Source organism: Streptomyces sp. NPDC012827, from assembly GCF_042900905.1.
Classification (GTDB): domain Bacteria; phylum Actinomycetota; class Actinomycetes; order Streptomycetales; family Streptomycetaceae; genus Streptomyces; species Streptomyces gulbargensis.
On sequence record NZ_JBIBBY010000002.1, the window covers coordinates 511,911 to 528,117 of the forward strand.

Sequence of the window (16,207 nt, forward strand, 5' to 3'; positions counted from 1 at the left end):
TCGCCCATGTTCGTCGTCGCCATCCTGCTGCTCATCGCCGCAGTGGTGCTGTTCTTCGTCGCCCGCGCCAACGACTCCAAGGGGCTGAGGCTCGGCGCCCTCGGTGCCGTGATCGCCGGTGTCTTCTCGCTCGTCGCGAGCACGACCTACGTCATCAGCGCGTACGAGGTCGGCGTGCCGGTCGCGTTCGGCAAGGTCGGCTCGCCCATGACCTCGGGCATGCACCTGAAGTCGCCGTTCACGGACGTCACGACCTTCTCGACCCGTCCGGTGGACCTCAACCTCTCGGACAAGGACGTGGTGGAGGTCCGCTCCCTGCAGGGCGGTGTCATGTACGCCGAGGTGACGGTGAAGTGGGCCGTCGTCCCGTCCAAGTCGGTCGAGCTGTACAAGCTCGCGGGCAGCGAGGACGCCATCCAGCAGCGCCTCGTCTACCCGGACAGCCGGGAGATCGTCCGCAACGTCTTCGCCCGGTACACGAGCGAGCAGGGGTACGCCACCGACCGCGAGAAGATCAACGCCGAGATCGGTGCCCTGATCAAGGAGCGCCTCGCCCCGCGCGGCATCGACGTGACCACGGTCAACCTGCGGAACGTGAAGCCCTCCGACGCCCTGCAGAACCAGATCGACCGCAAGATCCAGCAGCAGCAGGCCACCGAGCGCGCCACCGAGGCCGCCCGTACCGCCAAGGCCGAGGCCGACCGGCGCCGGATCGAGGCCGAGGGCATCGCCCGCGCCAACAAGATCCTCAACGAGTCGCTGTCGGACAAGGTCCTGCTGAACCAGTGCATCGACGCCTACAAGGAGGCCGCGGCGAAGAACCCGGTCTACGCGGTGCCCTGCGGCAACGCCGGCTCCGCCCCGGTGATCGTGGACGGCACCAAGCGCTGACGCCCGTCCCCGCAGGTACGCGGAAGGCCGCCCCGGTCCTCGGACCGGGGCGGCCTTCCGCGTACCTGCGGGCGCGCGGCCTACCGCGAGCGCTTCGCGAGGCGCTCCACGTCGAGCAGGATCACGGCGCGGGCCTCCAGGCGCAGCCAGCCGCGCTGGGCGAAGTCGGCGAGGGCCTTGTTGACCGTCTCGCGCGAGGCGCCGACCAGCTGGGCCAGCTCCTCCTGCGTGAGGTCGTGGACGACGTGGATGCCCTCCTCCGACTGCACGCCGAAGCGGCGCGACAGGTCGAGGAGCGCGCGGGCGACACGGCCCGGAACGTCGGAGAAGACCAGGTCGGACATCTGGTCGTTGGTCTTGCGCAGCCGGCGGGCGACCGCGCGCAGCAGGGCGCTGGCGACCTCGGGCCGGGCGTTCAGCCAGGGCTGGAGGTCGTTGTGCCCCAGGCCGAGCAGCTTGACCTCGGTGAGCGCGGTCGCCGTGGCGGTGCGCGGGCCCGGGTCGAAGAGGGACAGCTCGCCGATGAGCTCGCCGGGGCCGAGGACCGCCAGCATGTTCTCGCGGCCGTCGGGGGAAGTGCGGTGCAGCTTCACCTTGCCCTCGGTGACCACGTACAGGCGGTCACCGGGGTCGCCCTCGTGGAAAAGCGCGTCGCCACGGGCGAGCGTCGCCTCACTCATCGAGGCACGCAGCTCGGCGGCCTGCTCGTCGTCGAGCGCCGCGAAGAGGGGGGCGCGCCGCAGAACGTCGTCCACGAGTTCTCTCCTACTTGTCGACCTGCTCCTGGGACCTCGTCCCATGATGCCGGACGTACAAAACAGTGCGATCAATCACAACAAGTTTGACGCACCGGACGGCCTTTCCGTACGTCAGGGGCCCGATTGGGGTCTGATCGGCCGTGCCCGGGGCGGATGTCGGCAGCGGCCCCTAGGCTGGCCGGGTGTCCAACTCGCCGGTGAGAGCGCAGGCCAAGGGGGCTGGAAGAGTGTCGGCCGAAGGTAATTCCGCCGTGGGCGAACGCGGCGTGTCGAAGCGGGCGAAAGCCGTGAAAGGTACGGATCGGGAGGCGGGCGCGGCGACCGGGGCCGGGGCGGGCTCCGCCGGCCGTCCGGCCGGAGCCACGGCCGGGACCGCCGGGACGGCCGAGCCGACGAAGGGTGCCAGGAGCGGCAGGACGCCTGCCAGGGGTGCGAAGGCGGCCAGGAGCGGTGAGGCCGCTGCCAAGGGTGCGAAGGCAGCCAAGGCCGCCAGGAGCGCCAAGGCGCCTGCCGGGGGCGCGAAGGCCGCCGAGAGCGCCAAGGCGCCCGAGGCGGTGACGTCCGTGAGGGCCGCCGGGGCGGCCAAGCCGGAGTCGCGGCTCGCGATGGTGCGCCGGGCGCGCAAGATCAACCGGGAGCTCGCCGAGGTCTTCCCGTACGCCCATCCGGAGCTCGACTTCCGCAACCCGTTCGAGCTGCTCGTCGCCACGGTCCTCTCCGCCCAGACCACCGACCTGCGGGTGAACCAGACCACCCCCGCCCTCTTCGCGCGCTACCCGACGCCCGAGGACCTGGCCGCCGCCGTCCCCGAGGAGGTCGAGGAGCTCATCCGCCCCACCGGCTTCTTCCGCGCCAAGACCAAGTCGATCATGGGCCTGGCCGCGGCCCTGAGGGACGACTTCGGCGGCGAGGTCCCCGGCCGCCTGGAGGACCTGGTCAAGCTCCCCGGCGTCGGCCGCAAGACCGCCTTCGTCGTCCTCGGCAACGCCTTCGGCGTCCCCGGCATCACCGTCGACACCCACTTCATGCGCCTGGCCCGCCGCTGGCGGTGGACCGGATCCGACGACCCGGTGAAGATCGAGGCGGAGGTCGCCGAGATCTTCCCCAAGAGCGAGTGGACGATGCTCTCGCACCGGGTGATCTTCCACGGCCGCCGGATCTGCCACGCCCGCAAGCCCGCCTGCGGCGCCTGCCCGATCACCCACCTCTGCCCCTCGTACGGCGAGGGCGAGACCGACCCCGAGAAGGCGCGGAAGCTGCTCAAGTACGAGATGGGCGGCCTCCCCGGCCAGCGGCTCAACCCGCCCGCGGACTATCCCGGCCGCCCCGCCCCGCCCGCCCCGGGCGTCGCGCCCGGAGCGGGGGAATGACCGCCGGGCAGCCGGGAACGGAACCCGGAACGGAAACCCGGCCCCGCCCCGGAGGACGGCTGGGAACGATGGCGCACCGCGAGGGCGTTGGGAGACACGGGGGTGCCCATGACGCGCACTGACGAAGACATCTACGGCCCCGGCACCGGCGGTCTGATCGACCGGGAAGGCCTGCCCGCCTGGCTCGGTCCGGTCGACCGCGCCGCGCGCACGGTCCGGCCCGAGCAGCTGAGCAGCTTCCTGCCGCCCGAGAGCGGCGCGGGCCGCCAGTCCGCCGTGCTCGTCCTCTTCGGCGAGGGGGAGCGCGGGCCCGAGCTGCTCCTCATGGAGCGGGCCGGCAGCCTCCGCTCCCACGCGGGCCAGCCGTCGTTCCCGGGCGGCGCCCTCGATCCGGAGGACGGCGACCCGGCCGACGGCGGCCTGATCCGCGCCGCGCTGCGCGAGGCGGAGGAGGAGACCGGCCTCGACCCGGCCGGTGTCCAGATCTTCGGCGTCCTGCCCCAGCTCTACATCCCGGTGAGCGGCTTCGTCGTCACCCCGGTCCTCGGCTGGTGGCGCGCCCCCAGCCCGGTCGGGGTCGTCGACCCCGCCGAGACCGCCCGGGTCTTCACCGTCCCCGTGGCCGATCTCACGGATCCCGCGAACCGGGCCACCGCTGTGCACCCGCGGGGCCACGCGGGCCCGGCTTTCCTCGTCGCATCCGCTCTGGTCTGGGGTTTTACCGCCGGAGTGATCGACCGGCTGCTCCACTACGCGGGCTGGGAGCGCCCCTGGGACCGTACGAGACAGGTCCCGCTCGACTGGCGCTCATGACAGGCTGACCCACGGGCGAGACAGGCCGACCTACGGGCGACCGGCGACCGGAACGAATCTGCGAGGCTATTGACGGTGAACGTGCTGGACATCTTGCTGCTGCTCGCCGCCGTGTGGTTCGCGATCATCGGGTACCGCCAGGGCTTCGTGGTCGGCATCCTGTCGGTCATCGGTTTCCTCGGCGGGGGTCTGCTCGCCGTTCTGCTGCTTCCCGTCGTCTGGGACCAGCTGACGGACAACAGCGAGGTGTCGACCACGGCGACGGTCGTCTTCGTGATGGTCGTCATCATCTGCGCCTCCGTCGGCCAGGCCCTCACCACCCACCTCGGCAACGGGCTGCGCCGGTACATCACCTGGTCACCGGCGCGCGCGCTCGACGCCACCGGCGGCGCGCTGGTGAACGTGGTCGCGATGCTGCTCGTGGCCTGGCTGCTCGGCTCCCTCCTCGCCCAGACCTCGCTGCCCACCGTGGGCAAGGAGGTACGCGGCTCGAAGGTGCTGCTCGGGGTCAACGAGGTGATGCCGGATCAGGCCTCGCGCTGGTTCGACGACTTCAGTTCGACCCTGTCGCGCAACGGTTTCCCGCAGGTGTTCAGCCCGTTCGCCGACGAGCCCATCACCAAGGTCCTGCCGCCGGACCCGGCCCTCGCGGGCAGCCCCGTCGCCGCCCGCGCCAAGCGGTCCATCGTCAAGGTCGTCGGCACGGCGCAGAGCTGCGGCAAGGTTCTCGAAGGCACCGGTTTCGTCTTCGACGAACGCAGGGTCATGACCAACGCCCACGTGGTCGGCGGCGTGGACGAGCCGACCGTCCAGATAGGCGGCGAGGGCAGGCTGTACGACGCCAAGGTCGTGCTCTACGACTGGCGGCGGGACATCGCCGTCCTGGACGTGCCGGACCTCGACGCGACCCCGCTGCGGTTCTCCGAGGAGGACGCGCGCAGCGGTGACGGCGCGATCGTCGCCGGCTTCCCGGAGAACGGCGCGTACGACGTGCGGTCGGCTCGCGTCCGGGGGCGGATCAGCCCGACGGGACCGGACATCTACCGGCGTGACGAGGTGCGCAGGGAGGTGTACTCGCTGTACGCGACGGTCCGCCAGGGCAACTCCGGAGGGCCGCTGCTCACCACGGACGGCGAGGTGTACGGCGTGATCTTCGCGCGCTCGCTGGACGACGTGAACACCGGCTACGCGCTGACCGTGGACGAGATCCGCGAGGACATCGAACGCGGCCGCAGCGCCGTGCAGCAGGTCGACACGCAGGGCTGCGCCCTCTAGGCCGTGTCGTTCGGATCTTGCCGGGCTCGCGGCGCCCGGGCCGGTCCCGGGGTCCGCCGCTGGGCGTGATCCCGGAACGTCGCCCGGTCGCGTCAGTCGCGCGGATGCCTCAGCCGGGCCGACACCCAGCGGGCACGGCGGCGCAGCATGCGCGAGATACCGACGTCTTGCGCGGAGTACGCGGGCCCCGGCTCCGGGGGTCCGCCCCTCTCGCGGGAGCCCGGCGCCGTGGCCGAGCGGCGATCGCGTGCCGTGTCACCGTAGTCGTGCGTCCAGCCCATACCTCGACGTGTGCCCGGGCCCCGAGGTCGGTAACCGCCCCGGGGCCCGCCAATTGGAGTATGCGCCGGGCACATGGCCGTTCCTCGTACGCGCGTGCGTGGCCGGAAGGTGACAGCCGGTCAGCGGTCCGGCTCGGTGTCCTTCAGCCAGTTGACCAGCTCGGCCGTGAACGCGACCGGGTCCTCCTCGTGGGGGAAGTGCCCGAGGCCGTCGAACAGCCGCCAGCGGTACGGCGCCTCCACGTACTGACCCGAGCCGGCCGCGCTGCGGGTCCGCATCACCGGGTCCGTCGAGCCGTGCAGGTGCAGCGTGGGAACCCGTACCGGCCGCTTCATCCGCCGGTTGAACTGGATGCCGTCCGGGCGGGCCAGCGACCGCACCATCCAGCGGTACGGCTCGATGGAGCAGTGCGCCGTCGACGGCACCAGCATCGCCCGCCGGTAGACCTCCACGGCCTCCTCGTCCACGGGCTTCGGCCCCGACCAGTCGCGGATCAGCTCACCCACCAGCGCGGCGTCGTCCGCGACCAGCTGACGCTCCGGCAGCCACGGCCGCTGGAAGCCCCAGATGTGGGAACCGGCCCGCGACTGGGCGAAGTCGGAGAGCATCGCGGAGCGCCAGCGGCGCGGGTGCGGCATGGAGGAGACGACGAGCCGGCGCACCAGCTTCGGCCGCATGACCGCCGCCGTCCAGGCGAGATAGCCGCCCATGTCGTGGCCGACGAGCGCCGCGTCCGGCTCGCCGAGTGACCGGATCACGCCGGTGACGTCCAGGGCCAGGTTGGCCGGGTCGTAACCCCGGGGCGTGCGGTCGCTGCCGCCGACCCCGCGCAGGTCCATCGCCACGGCCCGGAAGCCGGCCTCGGCGAGCGCCGGCAGCTGGTGGCGCCAGGTCCACCAGAACTGCGGGAAACCGTGCAGCAGCAACACCAGCGGGCCGTCACCCATCTCCGCGATGTGGAAACGCGCGCCGTTGGCGGCCACGTCGCGGTGGGTCCAGGGCCCGTCGAGCCGTACGGGCCCGCCGTTGCCGTTGCTCTCGGGAAGGGTCATACGGACGAGCGTGCCACAGAGTCGGCCTTCTCCAGGGCGGTCCGGGGCGCGGGGCGCGGGTGCGGCTTCACGTTGCCCATCACCGCCGCCGTCTTCTTGGCGGAGGCGATGGTCTTCTCCGGCGGCTTGACCTTGCGGAACTTCGCGTACGCGACCGTGCCGAGCAGCAGCGCCAGCAACACGTTCGCGGCGAAGGACAGCAGGAAACACACCGACAGGTGCCAGTGGCTCCAGGCCTGGATGCCGTACGCCAGCGCGAAGCTCAGCAGCGGCAGCGAGAACAGCAGCACCGCCGCGGCGGCGACGCCGGCCGCGCCGCCGATCGCCCCGCGCTTGACGTCCTGTCGGATCTCCGCCTTGGCCAGGGCGATCTCGTCGTGCACCAGGGCGGACATCTCGGCGGTCGCCGAGGCGACCAGCTGACCGAGGCTGCGCTCGGTTCCGTCGAACGGGTCGCTCATCGCTGATCCCTCTCCTCGTCCTCGTCTACGGTCCGACTCAGATCATGCCGGACGGTCGCCCTCATCGCGCGACGCCCCCGCCAGTCGGGCGCGCTGCCGGTGTTCCGCGGCCTTCTTCTCGTAGATCTCGGCCATCCGGAGGTGGTACTCCGGGTTGTCCTGCTCGTACATGTCGGGGATGCCGTCCTGGTCGTCGTCGCGGGTCTCCTCGGCGTAGAGCGCCTGGTACTTCCGGACGCGGAGCTTCAGCAGGACGGAGGCGAGGACGGCCGCGATGAGCGAGCCGGTCAGGACGGCGGCCTTCACCTCGTCGGTGAGGTCCGCGTCGCCCGCGAAGGCGAGTTCGCCGATGAGCAGCGAGACGGTGAAGCCGATGCCGGCGAGGGAGGCGACGGCGAAGACGTCCGGCCAGGCCAGGTCGGAGTTGAGCTCGGCCCGGGTGAAGCGGGCGGCGAGCCAGGTGCCGCCGAAGATGCCGATCACCTTGCCGACGACGAGGCCGAGGACGACACCGAGGGTGACGGGCTGGGTGAAGACGTCGCTCAGGGCCCCGCCGGACACGCTGACACCGGCGGAGAAGAGGGCGAACATCGGAACGGCGAATCCGGCGGAGAGCGGCCGGACCAGGTGCTCGATGTGCTGGCCGGGGGAGTGCTCCTCGCCGTCCCGCGTGGAACAGCGCAGCATCAGCCCCATGGCGACACCGGCGATGGTGGCGTGGACGCCGCTGTTGTACATCAGCCCCCAGATGACCAGGGCGAGCGGGACGTACACGTACCAGCCGCGGACCTCCTTGCGGAGCAGCACCCAGAAGAGGACGAGTCCGGCGGCGGCTCCGCCGAGCGCGGCGAAGTTCAGGTCGCCGGTGAAGAAGACGGCGATGATCAGGATCGCGAAGAGGTCGTCGACGACGGCGAGGGTGAGGAGGAAGGCGCGGAGCGCGGACGGCAGCGAGGTGCCGATCACGGCGAGGACGGCGAGCGCGAAGGCGATGTCGGTCGCGGTGGGCACGGCCCAGCCGTCGAGCGGGCCGCCGCCCGCGGTGTTGACCAGGACGTAGACGAGCGCGGGCGCGACCATGCCGCAGAGGGCGGCGATGACGGGCAGCAGAGCGGCCTTCGGGTCGCGCAGTTCGCCCGCGACGAGCTCGCGCTTGAGCTCGATGCCGGCGACGAAGAAGAAGACGGCGAGGAGTCCGTCGGCGGCCCAGTGCTGGACGGACAGGTCCAGGTGGAGGGCGGCGGGGCCGAAGTGGAAGTCCCGTACGGAGGCGTAGCTGTCGCCGACCGGGCTGTTGGCCCAGACGAGGGCGACGACCGCGGCGAGGAGCAGCAGCACGCCGCCGACGGTCTCCGTGCGCAGGGCGTCGGCGAGGTAGCGGCTCTCGGGGAGCGGGAGACGGCCGAGGAAGGTGCGGCCGGTGCCGCTGCCGCCGGGGCGGTCGTCACGGTCGTCGCGGTCGGTGGGTGAGGGCGCGGCCACGGGGGAGAACCTCCGGTCGGATGGGCAGGGCGAAGCACATGCCGACCAGACTTCCCGGCGCACCTAGGTCTTGCGTCGCGCCACGGCCGATCCTCCCCGGTCTCCCGGTGTCGTCACGGGCGCGATCTTTACCTTACCTAACGAGCCCGGGGTGTGCCCGGCCACGTTCACCTTAGGTGGATCCGCGCATTTCGTCCCGTTGGGAGCGGGGTGGTGGTACGGGGCGCCGGGTACGCCGCGGGGCCCGCCCCGGTGGCCGTGGCCAGGACCGGGACGGGCCCCCGGGTCGCGCGGGGCTCAGTCCTCGCTGGACGCCGACGGCAGCTGGTTCTGGATGAGCGCCATCACGGAGGAGTCGGTGAGGGTGGTGACGTCACCCAGCTCCCGGTTCTCCGCCACGTCCCGCAGCAGACGCCGCATGATCTTGCCCGAGCGGGTCTTCGGCAGCTCCGCCACCGGCAGGATCCGCTTCGGCTTGGCGATCGGGCCGAGCGTGGCACCGACGTGGTTGCGCAGCTCGGCGACCAGGCTCTCGTCCTCGCTCGCCGTCCCGCGCAGGATGACGAAGGCGACGATGGCCTGGCCGGTGGTCTCGTCGGCGGCGCCGACCACCGCCGCCTCGGCGACGGCGGGGTGGGAGACGAGCGCGGACTCGACCTCGGTGGTCGAGATGTTGTGACCCGAGACGAGCATGACGTCGTCCACCCGGCCGAGGAGCCAGATGTCGCCGTCCTCGTCCTTCTTGGCGCCGTCGCCCGCGAAGTACCTGCCCTCGAAGCGCGACCAGTAGGTGTCGATGAAGCGCTGGTCGTCACCCCAGATGGTGCGGAGCATCGACGGCCACGGCTCGGTGAGGACGAGGTAGCCGCCACCCCCGTTCGGGACCTCGTTCGCCTCGTCGTCCACGACGGTCGCGGAGATGCCCGGCAGCGGGCGCTGGGCGGAACCCGGCTTGGTCTCGGTGACGCCCGGCAGCGGCGAGATCATCATCGCGCCGGTCTCGGTCTGCCACCAGGTGTCCACGATCGGGGTCCGGCCGGCGCCGATGTGCTCCCGGTACCAGACCCAGGCCTCGGGGTTGATCGGCTCGCCGACCGAGCCCAGCACCCGGAGGCTGGACAGGTCGAACTTCGCGGGGATGTCGTCGCCCCACTTCATGAACGTGCGGATCGCGGTCGGCGCCGTGTAGAGGATGGTGACGCCGTACTTCTGCACGATCTCCCAGAACCGGCCCTGGTGCGGGGTGTCCGGGGTGCCCTCGTACATGACCTGCGTCGCTCCGTTGGCGAGCGGGCCGTAGACGATGTACGAGTGGCCGGTGACCCAGCCGATGTCGGCGGTGCACCAGTAGACGTCGGTCTCCGGCTTCAGGTCGAAGACGGCGTGGTGGGTGTAGGCGGCCTGGGTGAGGTAGCCACCGGAGGTGTGCAGGATGCCCTTGGGCTTCCCGGTGGTGCCGGAGGTGTAGAGGATGAACAGCGGGTGCTCCGCCGGGAACGCCTCCGGGGTGTGCTCGGCGGACTGGCGGGCGACGATGTCGTCCCACCACACGTCGCGGCCCTCGGTGAAGGCGGTCTCCTGGCCGGTGCGGCGGACCACGAGGACGTGCTCGACGTCGGGGCACTTGGTGAGGGCCTCGTCGATGGCGGGCTTCAGTGCGCTCGGCTTGCCGCGCCGGTAGCCGCCGTCGGCGGTGACGACGAGCTTGGCGTCGGCGTCCTGGATGCGGGAGGCGACGGCGTCGGCGGAGAAGCCGCCGAAGACCACCGAGTGGGCGGCGCCGACGCGGGCGCAGGCCAGCATCGTGATGGCCGCCTCGGGGATCATCGGCAGGTAGACGGCGACCCGGTCGCCCTTGCGGACGCCCAGTTCCGTCAGGGCGTTGGCGGCCTTGGAGACCTCGTCCTTGAGCTCGGCGTAGGTGATCGCACGGCTGTCACCGGGCTCGCCCTCGAAGTGGAGGGCGACACGGTCGCCGTGCCCGGCCTCGACGTGCCGGTCGACGCAGTTGTACGCCACGTTCAGCTCGCCGTCGGCGAACCACTTGGCGAAGGGCGGGTTCGACCAGTCGAGGATCTCGGTCGGTTCGGTGGCCCAGGTCAGGCGCTTGGCCTGCTCGGCCCAGAAGCCCAGCCTGTCCTCCGCGGCCTGCTCGTACGCCTCCGCCGTCACGTTGGCGTGCGCGGCCAGCTCGGCGGGCGGCGCGAATCGGCGTTCTTCCTTGAGCAGGTTGGCCAGGCTCTCGTTGCTCACGACATCTCCCTTTCCCAGGGCGTCCTCTGTGCGTATGTGTCCCGCGTCATAGCTCATCAGGCGGATGCCCGGGTGACAAGAGTCTCCAGCCAATTGGTTTAGACCTGTGAGCGTCTCGACGTGCGGTGGCCCCCTCGTCCCGAGCGGAGGGAGAAGGGGCCACACACTCTCACGGACGGCGTGACCGGCCGGTTCAGCCGCGCGGCGAGATGGCGAGGTGAGGGAGCCCGGGGTACGGAGCGGGCCGGTGTACGGGCGCAGGGGCACGGGCCCGGGGGCCCGCGCCGCCGGATGGGCCGGGCGGCGCCGGTTCAGGAGGCGCGGGCCGGCTCCAGGGCCGTCGGCGGGACCTGGACGAAGACGGCCTCCCCGGGCCCTGACGCGCCGCCGGACTCCGTACCCTCCGGCTCCGTGACGCCCGGATCCGTACCACCCGGCGCCGTACGGCCCGGCTCCGTGACGCCCGGATCCGTACCGCTCGTCTCCGTGAGCAGGTACGCCTGCGCCTCGCCCACGTGGAAGTACATGCCCTGGAGGGTCAGGCTGCCGTCGGCCAGGCGCCGTGCCACGGACTCGTACGCCCGCAGGTGCTCCAGCTGCTGGACCACGTTGGTCAGGCACAGTTGCTCGACCGCGTCGGCGGGCGGGCGGCCGGCGATCCGGGGCTCGACGGGATGGCGGCTCGCCATCCGCTCCAGGCTGGGCCGGCCGTGCCGCAGCCAGCGGTGCAGCGGGGACGGCGGGGCCGCGGCGGCCAGGGGCTCGTCGGGCGCGGCGGTCAGGAGGGCCTGCATCGCGCCGCATCCGGAGTGGCCGCAGACGGTGATCGACTCGACCCGCAGCACCTCCACCGCGTACTCGATCGCGGCGGCCACCGAGTCGTCCCCGCTCTCCTCGCCGGGGAGCGGGACGAGGTTCCCGACGTTCCGCACGGTGAAGAGGTCACCCGGGCCACTCGCGGTGATCATGCTGGTCACCAGGCGGGAGTCGGCGCAGGTGAGGAAGAGCTGCGACGGCCGCTGCCCCTCGCGGGCGAGCCGGGCGAGTTCGCCGCGGACCAGCGGGGCGGTGTTCCGCTGGAACGTGCCGATGCCCGTGGCGAGCTGATGTCGTGTCGGAGACGGCTGCGGACCCTCCGTGTCCTCCTGTTCGACCGGCGCGGGCTGTCCGCACTGGTGGTTGTGCCAGGGCGTCCAGGGGCGGCAGCAGGGCTGCGTGGCGGTGGAGCCCGGCTCACCGATCCGGCCGCCGGAGCGCCCGGCCAGTTCCACGGTGCCGCCGTGCGCCTGGTGGCCGGAGATCCAGTCGTTCAGCGTCTCGTAGGCGGCGTGGTCCATGAAGGAGCCGTCGAGCTCCACCACCACGTCGGAGCCGGCCGGCACCTGGTGCAGCGCCCGGCTCAGCCGGGGGACGGCCAGAAAGGTCAACTGGCCCCGCACCCGCAGGAGCTGGTGCCCGTCCCGCTCCTCGCGCGTGATGCGAGTCCGGGCGAGGCGGTGCAGGGAGACGGCGACCGCCACGGCGATGCCGAGGGCCACGCCCTCCAGGATGCCGACGAGGACGACGCCGGTCAGCGTCACCGCGTACACGACCACCTCGCGGTGCCGGGTGACCGTGCGGATGTGCGTGATGCTCACCATCTGCACCCCGACCACCATGACCAGGGCGGCGAGGGCGGGCAGCGGGATCAGGTCGATCAGCGGAACGAGCAGGAGGGAGGCGAGCACCACCCACAGGCCGTGGAGCATGGTGGAGGCCCGGCTGACCGCGCCCGCCGAGACGTTGGCCACGCTGCGGACCGCGACCCCGGCGACCGGCAGGCCCCCGAGGGCGCCGGAGACGATGTTGGCCGCGCCCTGGCCGCGGAGTTCGCGGTCGAGGTCCGAACGGGGGATGCCCCGCCCGCGGTCCTCGCGGGCGGCGATCAGCTTGTCGACCGCGACCGCCGACAGCAACGACTGCACGCTGGTGACCAGGGTGATCGTGAGCACGCCGGCCGCGATCCCGAGGACCGGGCCCTCGGGCAGACCGGGCAGGGCGTGGCTGCTCCAGGACGGCAGGTCGACACGGGGGACGGCGAGTCCGGCCACGACCGCCACGGCCGTCGCGCCGGCCACGGAGACCAGGGCGGCCGGGACGGCCCGGACACGGCGGCCGATCCGGCCGGGCAGCCGGGGCCACGCCAGCAGGACCGCCACCGTGAGGGCGCTGATGACGAGGGCCGCCGCGTCGGCGTCCGCCAACTGGGCGGGCAGGCCGGTCGCGTTGGCGACGGTGGAGCTCTGCGGAGTGCCGCCCAGGACGATGTGGAGCTGGGCGAGGGCGATCGTGACGCCGATGCCGCCGAGCATGCCGTGCACGATCGCCGGTGAGACGGCGAGCGCGGACCGGGCCACGCGCAGGGCGGAGAGGGCGAGCTGGCTCAGTCCGGCGAGGACCGTGATGGCGCAGGTGGTGCGCCAGCCGTACCGCTGGATGAGTTCGGCGGTGACGACGGTGAGGCCGGCGGCGGGGCCGCTGACCTGGAGCGGTGCGCCGCCGAACCGGCCGGCGACGATGCCTCCCACGGCGGCGGCGACCAGACCCGCCTGGAGCGGGGCTCCGGTGGCGAGGGCGATGCCGAGGGAGAGCGGCAGGGCGATGAGGAAGACGGCCACCGACGCGGAGACGTCGGCGCCGGCGACGCGGAAGCGGCGCGGTCCGCCCGGTGGGCTGTGGGGCCGCTGGACTTCCGGGCGGGTTGTGGTGCGGGCAGGGGTGCAGAGGGTCATTCCCGTCTCCTCCGGGGCAGCGCTCTCGCGGCTCGTACGGGGTGTTGCGGCGGGATCATCCGTGCGGGTCCTCCCGACGGAGGATCAACGCTGGGTAATGGAATCGTAATGGAAAGTAAAGACAGGGGTGGGATCTTCGGGGCAAATAGGGCAATGGTTCACCTGTTCCGGTGAACCGGTATGACTTCTCCGCTTGTCGTTTCATCTCTCCGGTCGTCGTGGTGCGACGTTGACGCCGCTCGCAACAGGGGCTCCGTGCCCCGAGGCTCAGAGGAGAGGTGGGCGGATGTCAGCCGCCGGAAGAAGGTCTACGGCCCGAAGGACCCCTGCCCGATGGACGGCTGCCGGACGGACGGCCGCCGCACGGACGACCACCGGGGACGCGCCCGTCACCGCCGCCGCGACCACGGTCCGGCGGACCACGGTCCGGCGCAGGGTGCTGGCCGCCGGCGCCCTCGCCGCCGCGCTGGTCACCGCACTCGCCGGCTGCTCGGGCTCCGGCGACACCGGCGCCGGGCCCGCCCAGGGCGGCGCCGGCGCCAAGAAGGGCCCGGCCCCCGCTCCGCAGAGCCCGGTGCGACTGATCGGCGACGGCTCCACCGCCCACACCGGCGCGCAGCCCCACCAGCCGGCGTGGCGGAAGCTCAAGCCCGGCGAGGCCCCGCCGCAGTTCGTGGTCTTCTCCTGGGACGGGGCGGGCGAGGACAGCCAGAAACTCTTCTCCCACTTCCGCAAGGTCGGGAAAAAGTACGACGCCACGATGACGTACTTCCTGAGCGGCGTGTACCTGCTGCCCGAGGAGAAGCGGGCCCTCTACGAACCGCCCCGGCACGCCAGCGGCCGCTCCGACATCGGCTTCAACGACGTCGAGGGCATCCGCGCCACCGTCCGCGAGCTCCGCGGGGCCTGGCTCGAGGGCAACGAGATCGGCACCCACTTCAACGGCCACTTCTGCGGCAAGGAGGGCGGTGTCGGCACCTGGTCGGTGGAGGAGTGGAAGAGCGAGATCAACCAGGCCAAGTCCTTCGTCAAGAACTGGAAGACCAACGCCGGTCTGCGTGCCGAGCAGCCGCTCCCCTTCGACTACGACAAGGAACTCGTCGGTGCCCGCACCCCCTGCCTGGAGGGCCGGGAGAACTTCGTCCGGGCCGCGGCGCAGATGGGCTTCCGTTACGACACGAGCGGCGTCAACGACCAGATCTGGCCCGAGAAGGAGCAGGGCCTGTGGGACCTCTCCATGCATCTCGTGCCGGTCCCGGGCCGCGCCTTCCAGACCTTGTCCATGGACTACAACTTCCTGGTCAACCAGTCCCCCGGGACGACCCAGGGCGACCCCTCCATGCACCGGTACTGGGGTGACCAGATGCGCGACGGCCTCGTGCAGGCCTTCGAGCGCTCGTACCGGGGCAACCGGGCGCCGGTGATCATCGGAAACCACTTCGAGTCCTGGAACGGCGGCACGTACATGCGGGCCATCGAGGAGACCATCGCCACCGTGTGCGTGCAGAAGGACGTCGAGTGCGTCTCCTTCCGCCAGCTCGCGGACTGGCTGGACGCCCAGGACCCCGCGGTCATCGCCAAGATGCGGACGCTGAAAGTGGGCGAGGCCCCGCCCGGCGGCTGGAAGGCCTTCCTCGCCCCGCAGCCTGCGGCCCCCGCCGCCCCGGCGGCTCCCGCGGTCGCTCCTGCCGCCCCGGCGGCCGTACGCCCCTGACCCCCTGAGCCCGCGCCGAGCGGGGCCCGGCACCGGGCCCCGCTCGGCACCCGCGTCAGCTGGGCTGCGGAACGGCCAGGCGCTCGTCGAGGACGAAGCCGGGGTCGACCTGGGCCGCCAGGTCGGCCCCGGTCTTCGCGTTGCCCCAGCTCTCGGCGTTGCGCAGGTGGAAGTGGACCATCTGGCTCGTGTACCGCTTCCAGTCCCGGTGGGCGTACGAGGCGTCCGCCGTCTCGCGCAGGGTCCGCAGGGCCGCCCGGTTCTCGGCCTCCAGGTGCGCGAACAGCGGCGGCCGGCCCTTCTCCATGGCCCGCACCCAGTCCGAGTGGCCCACCGTGACCAGCAGGTCGTCGCCGACCTCCTGGCGCAGGAAGTCCACGTCGTCGGCGCCCTGCACCTTGTTGCCGACGACCTTCAGGGCGACGCCGAAGTCCCGGGCGTACTCCTTGTACTGGCGGTACACGGACACGCCCTTCCGGGTCGGCTCGGCCACCAGGAAGGTCATGTCGAACCGGGTGAACATGCCGGAGGCGAAGGAGTCCGAGCCCGCCGTCATGTCGACGACCACGTACTCGTCGGGCCCGTCCACCAGGTGGTTCAGGCACAGCTCCACCGCGCCGACCTTCGAGTGGTAGCAGGCCACCCCGAGGTCCGACTCCGTGAACGGTCCGGTCGCCATCAGCCGGATCTCGCCGTCGTCGAGCCGTACGGGGCGGGCGCAGGCCTCGTAGACGGGGTTGTCCTCGCGGACGCGCAGCAGCCGCGAACCCTCCCCGGGCGGAGTCGTCTTGATCATCGTGTCGGCGGAGACGATCCGCGGGTTGGACCCCCGCAGGTACTCCTTGATGAGGGGCAGATGGGCGCCCATCGCGGGCAGCGCGGCCGCTTCCGCCTCGGAGAGGCCGAGCGCGGCGCCCAGGTGCTGGTTGATGTCGGCGTCGACGGCGACGACCGGGGAGGCGGAGGCGGCGAGATGGCGGATGAAGAGGGAGGACAGCGTCGTCTTGCCACTGCCGCCCTTCCCGACGAAAGCGATCTTCATGTTCACCTAGGGTAGTGGCATGACTGCGCCCGGTGGCCGGAGT

Annotated in this window: 13 protein-coding genes; 5 read left to right on the top strand and 8 right to left on the bottom strand. The window is 72.0% G+C overall.

The annotated features are described in order from the left end of the window. The first annotated feature begins 6 nt into the window (after window positions 1–6). Window positions 7–891 (top strand): prohibitin family protein, encoded by an 885-nt coding sequence (locus tag ACFY60_RS05805; RefSeq protein ID WP_388609466.1) that lies wholly within the window; start codon window positions 7–9, stop codon window positions 889–891. Between the two features lie 80 nt (window positions 892–971). Here ACFY60_RS05805 and ACFY60_RS05810 read toward each other — a convergent pair whose 3' ends face one another. Continuing rightward, window positions 972–1,646, bottom strand: a complete 675-nt coding sequence (locus ACFY60_RS05810) for a Crp/Fnr family transcriptional regulator (RefSeq protein WP_345279912.1) — start codon at window positions 1,644–1,646, stop codon at window positions 972–974. Between the two features lie 290 nt (window positions 1,647–1,936). Here ACFY60_RS05810 and nth point away from each other — a divergent pair, with 290 nt between their 5' ends. From nth to ACFY60_RS05825, 3 genes are all read left to right on the top strand, one after another. Next, a complete protein-coding gene (gene nth, locus ACFY60_RS05815; RefSeq protein ID WP_388609464.1) occupies window positions 1,937–3,019 on the top strand; it encodes an endonuclease III in 1,083 nt (360 codons plus the stop codon). A 108-nt stretch (window positions 3,020–3,127) separates the two neighbouring features. After that, on the top strand, window positions 3,128–3,832 hold the full coding sequence (locus ACFY60_RS05820; protein ID WP_388609462.1) for an NUDIX hydrolase: 705 nt from the start codon (window positions 3,128–3,130) through the stop codon (window positions 3,830–3,832). Between the two features lie 75 nt (window positions 3,833–3,907). Beyond that, window positions 3,908–5,107 (top strand): MarP family serine protease, encoded by a 1,200-nt coding sequence (locus tag ACFY60_RS05825; RefSeq protein ID WP_388609460.1) that lies wholly within the window; start codon window positions 3,908–3,910, stop codon window positions 5,105–5,107. 92 nt (window positions 5,108–5,199) lie between these two features. On the opposite strand, the gene ACFY60_RS05830 is transcribed toward ACFY60_RS05825, so the two are convergent. The 6 genes from ACFY60_RS05830 to ACFY60_RS05855 all read right to left on the bottom strand — a co-directional run bounded on the left by ACFY60_RS05830 (window position 5,200) and on the right by ACFY60_RS05855 (window position 13,408). After that, window positions 5,200–5,388, bottom strand: a complete 189-nt coding sequence (locus tag ACFY60_RS05830; RefSeq protein ID WP_388609458.1) for a hypothetical protein — start codon at window positions 5,386–5,388, stop codon at window positions 5,200–5,202. A gap of 120 nt (window positions 5,389–5,508) precedes the next feature. Further along, window positions 5,509–6,441, bottom strand: a complete 933-nt coding sequence (locus ACFY60_RS05835; protein WP_388609456.1) for an alpha/beta fold hydrolase — start codon at window positions 6,439–6,441, stop codon at window positions 5,509–5,511. Beyond that, the gene (locus ACFY60_RS05840; RefSeq protein WP_388609455.1) at window positions 6,438–6,902 is read right to left on the bottom strand and encodes a phage holin family protein; all 465 of its coding nucleotides are present in this window, start codon (window positions 6,900–6,902) and stop codon (window positions 6,438–6,440) included. The genes ACFY60_RS05835 and ACFY60_RS05840 overlap by 4 nt, the downstream gene beginning before the upstream one ends. Window positions 6,903–6,944: 42 nt before the next feature. Next, a complete protein-coding gene (gene nhaA / locus ACFY60_RS05845) occupies window positions 6,945–8,384 on the bottom strand; it encodes a Na+/H+ antiporter NhaA (protein ID WP_388609453.1) in 1,440 nt (479 codons plus the stop codon). Window positions 8,385–8,681: 297 nt separating this feature from the next. Then, the gene (gene acs / locus ACFY60_RS05850) at window positions 8,682–10,637 is read right to left on the bottom strand and encodes an acetate--CoA ligase (RefSeq protein ID WP_388609451.1); all 1,956 of its coding nucleotides are present in this window, start codon (window positions 10,635–10,637) and stop codon (window positions 8,682–8,684) included. Between the two features lie 311 nt (window positions 10,638–10,948). Next, window positions 10,949–13,408 (bottom strand): SulP family inorganic anion transporter, encoded by a 2,460-nt coding sequence (locus ACFY60_RS05855; RefSeq protein WP_388609449.1) that lies wholly within the window; start codon window positions 13,406–13,408, stop codon window positions 10,949–10,951. A 436-nt stretch (window positions 13,409–13,844) separates the two neighbouring features. Between ACFY60_RS05855 and ACFY60_RS05860 the strand changes: the two genes are divergently transcribed. After that, on the top strand, window positions 13,845–15,122 hold the full coding sequence (locus ACFY60_RS05860; protein ID WP_388609447.1) for a hypothetical protein: 1,278 nt from the start codon (window positions 13,845–13,847) through the stop codon (window positions 15,120–15,122). 55 nt (window positions 15,123–15,177) lie between these two features. On the opposite strand, the gene ACFY60_RS05865 is transcribed toward ACFY60_RS05860, so the two are convergent. After that, the gene (locus ACFY60_RS05865) at window positions 15,178–16,164 is read right to left on the bottom strand and encodes an ATP-binding protein (protein WP_388609446.1); all 987 of its coding nucleotides are present in this window, start codon (window positions 16,162–16,164) and stop codon (window positions 15,178–15,180) included. Window positions 16,165–16,207 lie beyond the last annotated feature (43 nt).

What these genes read in the sequence shown, in the direction of transcription:
- ACFY60_RS05805 (WP_388609466.1), top strand. Translation starts at nt 7, where the DNA reads ATGTTCGTCGTCGCCATCCTGCTGCTCATCGCCGCAGTGGTGCTGTTC.
- ACFY60_RS05820 (WP_388609462.1), top strand. Translation starts at nt 3,128, where the DNA reads ATGACGCGCACTGACGAAGACATCTACGGCCCCGGCACCGGCGGTCTG.
- ACFY60_RS05830 (WP_388609458.1), bottom strand. Translation starts at nt 5,388, where the DNA reads ATGGGCTGGACGCACGACTACGGTGACACGGCACGCGATCGCCGCTCG.
- ACFY60_RS05835 (WP_388609456.1), bottom strand. Translation starts at nt 6,441, where the DNA reads ATGACCCTTCCCGAGAGCAACGGCAACGGCGGGCCCGTACGGCTCGAC.
- ACFY60_RS05840 (WP_388609455.1), bottom strand. Translation starts at nt 6,902, where the DNA reads ATGAGCGACCCGTTCGACGGAACCGAGCGCAGCCTCGGTCAGCTGGTC.
- ACFY60_RS05855 (WP_388609449.1), bottom strand. Translation starts at nt 13,408, where the DNA reads ATGACCCTCTGCACCCCTGCCCGCACCACAACCCGCCCGGAAGTCCAG.
- ACFY60_RS05865 (WP_388609446.1), bottom strand. Translation starts at nt 16,164, where the DNA reads ATGAAGATCGCTTTCGTCGGGAAGGGCGGCAGTGGCAAGACGACGCTG.